The sequence below is a fragment of the Streptomyces africanus genome (assembly GCF_002150735.1).
Taxonomy (GTDB): Bacteria; Actinomycetota; Actinomycetes; order Streptomycetales; family Streptomycetaceae; genus Streptomyces; species Streptomyces africanus.
On sequence record NZ_MUKA01000598.1, the window covers coordinates 1 to 1,100 of the forward strand.

Genomic DNA, 1,100 nt, shown 5'->3' on the forward strand with positions numbered 1-1,100 from the left:
GGCGCGTTGCGCGGCACGCGGCGCCGGTCACCGGCTTGACGGAGGGAAGCCGGTGACCGGCTCCTCCCCCGCGGCCAAACGCCCTCACAGCGTGAGGTGCGGCACAGCGGCACCAGGTAACACGGGGTTCACATTCGAGCAATGGCCGGGAAATCGCCTGTTGACAGGCTGCCGGGCATTGAGCGGCGCCCCAGTGCCGCAGCGCCGCAAGCACCCGCGATACGCGCCCAGACACACCCCCGAAGGATGTGGCCCGTGACCTTCAAGGCTGAGTACATCTGGATCGACGGCACCGAGCCGACGGCCAAGCTGCGTTCCAAGACCAAGATCATCTCGGGCTCCCCCGCCGGTCTCGACGCGCTGCCGATCTGGGGCTTCGACGGGTCCTCCACCAACCAGGCCGAGGGCCACGCCTCGGACTGCGTCCTCAAGCCGGTCTTCACCTGTCCGGACCCGATCCGCGGCGGCGACGACATCCTGGTGCTGTGCGAGGTCCTGAACATCGACCTCACCCCGCACGCCAGCAACACCCGTGCCGCGCTGGCCGAGGTCGAGGAGAAGTTCGCGGCGCAGGAGCCGATCTTCGGCATCGAGCAGGAGTACACCTTCTTCAAGGACGGCTACCCGCTCGGCTTCCCCAAGGGCGGCTTCCCGGCCCCGCAGGGCGGCTACTACTGCGGTGTCGGCGCCGACGAGATCTTCGGCCGTGACGTCGTCGAGGCGCACCTGGAGAACTGCCTGAAGGCGGGCCTGGGCATCTCCGGCATCAACGCCGAGGTCATGCCCGGCCAGTGGGAGTTCCAGGTCGGCCCGCTGGCCCCGCTGGAGGTCTCCGACCAGCTGTGGGTGGCCCGCTGGCTGCTGTACCGCACCGCCGAGGACTTCGACGTCGCCGCCACGCTCGACCCGAAGCCGGTCAAGGGCGACTGGAACGGCGCCGGTGCCCACACCAACTTCTCCACCAAGGCGATGCGCGAGGGCTACGACGCGATCATCACCGCGTGCGAGTCGCTCGGTGAGGGCTCCAAGCCGCTCGACCACGTCAAGAACTACGGCGCCGGCATCGACGACCGCCTGACCGGTCTGCACGAGACCGCCCC

The 1,100-nt window shown here is 69.2% G+C and carries 1 protein-coding gene; it reads left to right on the forward strand.

Going from position 1 to position 1,100, the window contains the following annotated elements; genetic code table 11:
- Positions 1 to 255: 255 nt before the first annotated feature.
- The coding region (gene glnII / locus CCL05_RS42465; RefSeq protein ID WP_086565840.1) for a glutamine synthetase at positions 256 to 1,100 on the forward strand (845 nt) is incomplete at its 3' end.